Here is a 7,221-nt window from a genome sequence, read left to right as displayed (position 1 = left end):
TTGTAAAGATGAGTTTTTATGTATATTTTGTAAAAATAGAAAAAGTGTGTTTACATTCAGTTTACATTTGTATCGTATTCTAATTTTAGAAAGAACAGTTTTGTTTAACATGAGGAGATGAACAGGAATGGAAGTTAGAAATGAAATAAAGAAAAAAGGGAGTTGGAGGCAGTTTTTACGCCTTATTCAAGATACAAATCCTCCGAAAGGAATTTTAGTTTTTGCGTTGTTAATGAGTTTGCTTTCTACGGGAGCGAGTTTATTTATTCCTATGCTGACAAAAGGATTAGTAGATAATTTTTCGCTTTCTTCAATTAGTGCAGGACAAATTGTTGGGTTAGTTGCTTTCTTTGTAATGCAAACTATTGCGGCAGGGTTGTCTATATATTTACTAAATTATATTGGGCAGAAGATTGTAGCGGGACTAAGAGAACGTTTGTGGAAAAAGGTACTTATCTTGCCGGTATCTTATTACGATCAAAATAGAACAGGTGATACTATTAGCCGTATGACGAATGATACAGGTGTTGTGAAAACGTTAATTTCTGAGCATTTGTCAAACTTATTAACAGGTGGTATTTCAATTGTTGGATCGTTAATTGTATTATTTGTTTTAGATTGGAAAATGACTGCGTTACTTTTAACGGTTATTCCGTTGTCTGTGTTAATTTTAGTTCCACTTGGACGAAAAATGTATAAGATTTCAAAAGCGCTTCAAGATGAAACTGCATCTTTTACAAGTGTGTTAACGCAAGTGTTATCAGAAATTCGTTTAGTGAAATCTTCAAATACAGAAAAGAGAGAATATGAAACGGGTAATACAGGTATACAAAAGTTATTACAATTTGGTTTGAAAGAAGGAAAAGTGCAAGCATTAATTTCGCCAGTTATGTCGTTTGTTTTAATGGCACTACTTGTTATTATCGTAGGGTATGGCGGGATGCGAGTTTCTAGCGGTGCATTAACAACCGGTGAACTTGTAGCGTTTATTTTGTATTTAGTTCAAATTGTAATGCCAATGAGTCAATTATCTATGTTCTTTACACAATTCCAAAAGACAATTGGTGCAACGGAAAGAATTAATACGATTTTAGAATATGAAGTAGAAGATCATGAAACTGGTGTGAAAGTGACAAATGCTAAGCAACCGATCGTTCTTGAAAATGTACATTTTGAGTATAACGAAGAAGAGCAAGTTTTGAAAAATATTGATTTCACAATTGAATCCGGAAAAGTGACAGCGATTGTAGGACCAAGTGGTAGTGGGAAAACAACGTTATTCTCATTATTGGAACGTTTTTATGAGCCAACTAGTGGCGCCATTAAATTAGGGGAAGAATCAATTACGAGTTATTCATTACAGTCATGGCGACGTCAAATCGGTTACGTATCACAAGATAGTCCGTTAATTGATGGAACAATTCGTGATAATATTTGTTATGGCGTCGAGGGCGAAGTAACGGATGAAGAAATTGAAAAAGTAGCAGCAATGGCATATGTTGATGCATTTATTCATGACTTACCAAATGGTTATGCAACAGAAGTTGGAGAACGTGGTGTGAAGCTTTCTGGGGGACAAAGACAGCGAATTGCTATTGCCCGAGCGTTACTTCGAAATCCGCAAATTCTTATGTTAGATGAGGCGACTTCAAGCTTAGATAGTAAATCTGAGTCTGTCGTTCAAAAAGCGTTAAATAACTTAATGAAAGGCAGAACAACGTTAGTGATTGCGCATAGACTTTCTACTGTTGTAGATGCAGATAAAATTGTCTTTATTGAGAAAGGGAATCTTACAGGTAGTGGTACGCATGATGAATTATTACAGACGCATGATATGTATCGTGAGTTTGCAACGCAGCAATTGAAAATTAAAGAGGGGGCATTATAAAATGAATCATCAGTGGGATTTTACTCAACTGATGATTCATTTTTAAACAATATATTAGATGCTAAGTAGAAAGGAAATGGTTCCTTTGATACCTAAAATTTTAATAGTAGATGACGATCCACACATTAGAGAACTCGTTTCGGTATTTTTAGAACGAGAAGGTTTTCAAACATATGAGGCAATTGATGGAGTAGATGCACTTCAGAAAATGGATGACGTAAAAGTCGATATGGTTATTCTTGATATCATGATGCCAAATATGGATGGATTTGATGTATGTTTTGAATTAAGAAAATACTATGATATCCCGGTTCTGATGCTAACTGCCAAAGGGGAAACATCACAAAAAGTAAAAGGATTTCACCTTGGGACAGATGATTATCTTGTAAAACCATTTGACCCTATAGAATTAGTAGTGAGAGTAAAGGCATTATTGAAACGTTACCAAATTACAGTTTCCCAATCGATTCAAGTTGGAAATGTATTATTAAATCGTAAAACATTCGAAGTTACATCTGGAGAACAAACGGTTACATTACCGTTAAAAGAATTTGAGCTGCTCTTTACTTTAGGGTCTAAATCGGGAAGAACTTGTTCGAGAGAGCAATTAATTGAAGAAATATGGGGATATGATTTTGAAGGGAATGAACGTACACTAGACGTTCATATTAATCGGTTACGTGAGAAGTTTCAAGAAGAGCAGTCGAAATTTAGTATTAAAACAATAAGAGGATTAGGGTATCGCTTAGAGGTAAGTAAATGAGAAAAAGAAAACGAATGAGTAAGTTGAAGATGCTGAAAGTATTTGGAGCGGTATTAGCGCTCTTTTCTTTTCTTACTATAATTTGGTCTATCGCATTTTATGTAGCAACTAGTATATTGAATGCTTTTGACGTAAACGTATCGCCGTTTGTTGCCTTTCTAATTAGTGATATGGTCGGTTTTGTATTTATTATTCTTATTTGGACAGTGATTGGAATATTAATGAGGCCAAAACGAGAGGCAATGATTTGGACTATTATTGAACCGATACAAAAAATTGCAAAAGGAGACTTCTCCGTAAAAATACGAAATGAAGAAAAGTATGATGGCGAAATTGGCGTGCTCGTAAAAAGTATAAATGATATGACAGATGAACTGAATGCGATGGAGAAAATGAGACAAGAGTTTGTATCAAATGTTTCTCATGAAATACAGTCACCATTAACTTCTATAAAAGGATTTGCTAGAGCACTACAAGACGATAATCTTTCTGAGGAAAAAAGAAAGCATTATCTTACCATTATTGAAACTGAAACAACGAGATTATCTAAACTAAGTCAAAATTTACTAAAGCTAACTCTTTTAGAATCAGAAGAATATATACCAGAAAGAGTGAGCTATCGATTAGATCAACAATTAAAGCAAATTGTGTTAAATAGTGAACCACTCTGGGCTGAAAAAGAAATTGAGTTAGAACTAGATTTAGAAAAAGTACATGTTATTGCTGACCAAGAAAGTATGAGTCAAGTGTGGATTAATTTAATTCATAATAGTATTAAATTTACTCCAAGCGGTGGTACGATTACTATTCAGTTAAAGGAACATGAGACAGTAGTGGAAGTGCGTATCCGTGATTCAGGAATTGGTATATCAGAAGAACAGAAACAACATATTTTTGAGCGTTTTTATAAAGCGGATTCTTCACGAAATCGTGCCTATGGAGGAAGTGGCTTAGGTTTAGCTATTGTAAAGAAAGTACTCGACCTTCATCATGGGGAAATAAAAGTTGAGAGTGAGGAAGGGAAAGGTACTGAATTTATTGTGCGTATGCCAAATCATGAAGAGAAATAGTGTTAGAAGGAGAACCTTCTAACACTATTTCTCTTTAAAAATGCATTTACCGTTACTGCAATTATATTGATAAGCTTTTCCTTCGCTTTCATACTCATACACTCCCCTATGCTGGATTTGTTTTTATTTTACATGAATAATGGTAAAAAAATGAAACTTATAAATAAAAACTTTCTATAGTTACCTACAAGTAACCTACGCACATGAAAGTGCATCATTGCCTTTTTACATAAACATAGATACAATTTTAATATAATACATAACTGAAATGATTAAGGAGTGTTATACTTGGCAGAATTATTACAAGGTAAAAATGCTTTAATTACAGGAGCAGGTAGAGGGATTGGTCGCGCTGTAGCGATTGCATTAGCGAAAGAAGGCGTAAATGTAGGACTTTTAGCTCGCTCAGAAGAAAACTTAAAAGCTGTAGCGAAAGAAGTAGAAGCAGAAGGCGTAAAAGCTGTTATTGCAACTGCAGATGTTTCTTCATACGAAGAAGTAACAACTGCGATTGAAACGTTAAAAAATGGTTTAGGATCTATTGATATTTTAATTAATAACGCTGGTATTTCTAAATTCGGTAAGTTTTTAGAACTAGACGTTGCTGATTGGGAAAAAATCATTCAAGTAAACTTAATGGGTGTATACTATGCAACTCGTGCAGCTTTACCGAGCATGATTGAACAACAATCTGGTGATATCATTAACATTTCATCTACAGCAGGACAAAAAGGTGCACCTGTAACAAGTGCATATAGTGCTTCTAAATTTGGTGTCCTTGGTTTAACAGAATCGTTAGCGATGGAAGTTCGCAAACATAACATTCGTGTAACAGCTTTAACTCCAAGTACAGTAGCAACTGATATGGCTGTAGATTTAGGATTAACTGATGGAAACCCTGATAAAGTAATGCAAGCGGAAGATATTGCAGAATTTATCGTAGCGCAGCTGAAATTAAATAAACGTACATTTATTAAATCTGCTGGGCTTTGGTCTACTAATCCATAGGAATTAAATTTAACTTTAAAAGAAGGGATATCTATTCTGTAAGGGGTAGATGTCCCTTCTTTATTTTTTGTATTCGAGACAGAATTTTCGGTATAATTAAAAGTGAATGGTAGAAAGCATTGGTAAATTGAAAGGAATGGTAGTTGTAAAAGAGTGATGTAAGGAGGGAAAAGGATGAAAAAGAAGTTTCAAAAATTATAACATGTATCGTGTATAACGAGATTAGCTCGTGGACCTCCAGTATACATAGCACTATATTGTATATTAAAAAATTGGAGGCTATAAATAGATGAGAACTGAAAAAGAAATGCTAGACGTAATTATAAATATAGCAAAAGAGGATGAAAGAATTCGAGCTGTCATCATGAATGGATCGCGTGTAAATCCAAATGTGAAAAAAGATTGTTTTCAAGACTATGATATTATCTATGTTGTAAATGATATACAATCTTTTACGTCTAATCATAATTGGATTCATAGATTTGGAGAAATAATGATTGTACAAATGCCAGAAGAAATGTCGTTAGTTCCACCAGATGAAGACGGAAAGTTTCCATATTTAATGCAGTTCATAGATGGAAATCGGATTGATTTAACGCTAGTTCCAGTTGAGTTAATAAAAAAGTTCGTTGGACAAAATAGTTTAAGTAAACTGCTTCTTGATAAAGATAATTGTCTGGAAGAATTCCCACCAGCAAGCGATAAAGATTACTTAATAAAAAAGCCTACAGAAAAAGAGTTTTTAGATTGCTGTAATGAATTTTGGTGGTGTAGTACGAATGTGGCAAAAGGGCTATGGAGAGAAGAGCTTTCTTATGCAAAAGGAATGCTTGAAGGACCAGTGCGAGATATGTTCATCGTAATGCTAGAATGGTATATTGGTATGAAAACAGACTTTACAGTTAATACAGGGAAGTTTGGAAAGCATTTTGAGCAATATATTGAAGAAGATATGTGGGAGCAATTTAAAAGGACATTTTCTAATGCTGAATATGAAAACATATGGGAGTCATTCTTTGTCATGAGTGATTTATTTAGGGAAGTGGCGAACGAAGTCGCTAACACGTATGAATATCAATATCCGCAAGAAGATGATGATAAAGTGACGAACTATTTAAAACATGTGAAAACTTTGCCGAAAGATAGTACATCAATTTATTAATAATATAAAGCAGTAAGACTGTCCTAATTAAGGACAGTCTTATTTTTGTTTATGAATAACAATTTCTCTAACAAAGTGCAGATGAATCACATATGAAAATTTAGGGAGGTTTTTTATCATGTATTATTTTTATTCGCCAGAAATGTTTGCTCCATATCAATGGGGACTAGAACGAGATGTTTCGTATGCTTATATGCCATATAACTCATTTTATTATGGAGACTATATAAACTCATTGCCATACGCATATATCCCTCAAAATTATGAAGTACAAATGAAAGCAGATGATCGTGGATCGTGGACACCATTTTCATGGGTTGAAAAATATGCGTACGCATTTTCAGGACCGTATAATAAAGCGGAAGTCGCTCTTACATTTGATGATGGACCAGATTTAGAATTCACGCCAAAAATATTAGATAAGTTAAAACAACATAATGTAAAAGCTACTTTTTTCTTACTTGGTGAAAACGCAGAAAAATTTCCGAACGTAGTAAAGCGTATTGCAAATGAAGGGCATGTAATTGGTAATCATACGTATAGTCATCCGAACTTAGCGAAAGTAAATGAGGATGAGTACCGTAATCAAATTATAAAAACGGAAGAAATATTAAATCGTTTAGCTGGTTATGCACCGAAGTTTATACGTCCGCCATACGGTGAAATACTTGAAAATCAATTAAAATGGGCCACAGAGCAAAATTTTATGATTGTACAGTGGAGTGTTGATACAGTTGATTGGAAAGGTGTGAGTGCTGATACGATTACAAATAATGTGCTAGGGAATTCATTTCCTGGAAGTGTCATCCTCCAACATTCAACACCAGGTGGGCATTTACAAGGATCTGTAGATGCACTAGACAAAATCATTCCGCAGTTAAAAACGAAAGGGGCACGTTTTGTAACACTTCCAAGTATGTTCCAGACATCAAAAGAAAGAAAGTGAATGTGTTATAAATTAGGAAAATAAGGGTTATGTCGTATAATGAAAGTGTAAGTTAGGGGGATATAATTGATTGATGCACTAGTAAACATAGGAATAAGCATATTGATTGGTATTATTTTTGTACTTGCGGCAATTATTCTTCAAAAAAATCCACCGACCGATATTAATGCGGCATATGGTTATCGTACGAAACGATCTATGAAAAATAAGGAATTATGGGATGCGGGTAACAGGTATAGTGCAGAAGTGATGAAGCAGAACGGATTCATCATGATGTTAATTGGAAGTGTTATTAGTATACTGTTTAGATATCCACATACAATAATAGCGATTATAGTGGTTATGCTGTTATTAATCATTCGTTTATTTATACAAGTAGAGAGT

At 34.1% G+C, this 7,221-nt stretch carries 7 protein-coding genes and 1 pseudogene; 7 read left to right on the top strand and 1 reads right to left on the bottom strand.

Annotated elements, in window-relative coordinates; translation table 11 throughout:
- The first annotated feature begins 127 nt into the window (after positions 1-127).
- The 3 genes from ACQGS6_RS20070 to hitS all read left to right on the top strand — a co-directional run bounded on the left by ACQGS6_RS20070 (position 128) and on the right by hitS (position 3,721).
- The gene (locus ACQGS6_RS20070) at positions 128-1,888 is read left to right on the top strand and encodes an ABC transporter ATP-binding protein (protein WP_426965476.1); all 1,761 of its coding nucleotides are present in this window, start codon (positions 128-130) and stop codon (positions 1,886-1,888) included.
- A gap of 85 nt (positions 1,889-1,973) precedes the next feature.
- Entirely contained in the window at positions 1,974-2,651 is a 678-nt protein-coding gene (gene hitR, locus ACQGS6_RS20065) for an envelope stress response regulator transcription factor HitR (RefSeq protein WP_000612414.1), read from the top strand.
- A complete protein-coding gene (gene hitS, locus ACQGS6_RS20060) occupies positions 2,648-3,721 on the top strand; it encodes an envelope stress sensor histidine kinase HitS (RefSeq protein ID WP_426965475.1) in 1,074 nt (357 codons plus the stop codon). Before hitR ends, hitS begins: the two co-directional genes overlap by 4 nt.
- Positions 3,722-3,745: 24 nt before the next feature.
- Here hitS and ACQGS6_RS20055 read toward each other — a convergent pair.
- Positions 3,746-3,820 (bottom strand): annotated as a pseudogene (locus ACQGS6_RS20055) (DUF3139 domain-containing protein); the annotation flags it as partial.
- Positions 3,821-4,009: 189 nt separating this feature from the next.
- Here ACQGS6_RS20055 and ACQGS6_RS20050 point away from each other — a divergent pair.
- The 4 genes from ACQGS6_RS20050 to ACQGS6_RS20035 all read left to right on the top strand — a co-directional run.
- The gene (locus ACQGS6_RS20050; RefSeq protein WP_000818985.1) at positions 4,010-4,729 is read left to right on the top strand and encodes a 3-ketoacyl-ACP reductase; all 720 of its coding nucleotides are present in this window, start codon (positions 4,010-4,012) and stop codon (positions 4,727-4,729) included.
- A gap of 289 nt (positions 4,730-5,018) precedes the next feature.
- Complete coding sequence (locus ACQGS6_RS20045) at positions 5,019-5,891, top strand: aminoglycoside 6-adenylyltransferase (protein ID WP_426965474.1); 873 nt, start codon at positions 5,019-5,021, stop codon at positions 5,889-5,891.
- A 118-nt stretch (positions 5,892-6,009) separates the two neighbouring features.
- The gene (locus ACQGS6_RS20040) at positions 6,010-6,837 is read left to right on the top strand and encodes a peptidoglycan-N-acetylglucosamine deacetylase (protein ID WP_000291200.1); all 828 of its coding nucleotides are present in this window, start codon (positions 6,010-6,012) and stop codon (positions 6,835-6,837) included.
- A 69-nt stretch (positions 6,838-6,906) separates the two neighbouring features.
- The coding region (locus tag ACQGS6_RS20035) for an SdpI family protein (protein WP_426965477.1) at positions 6,907-7,221 on the top strand (315 nt) is incomplete at its 3' end.

Origin of the sequence: Bacillus sp. GMs2/2 (assembly GCF_050172095.1) — a bacterium.
GTDB lineage: Bacteria > Bacillota > Bacilli > Bacillales > Bacillaceae_G > Bacillus_A > Bacillus_A cereus.
Note: the sequence above shows the minus strand (reverse complement) of the source record. Positions and strands in the feature narration are given on the sequence as shown.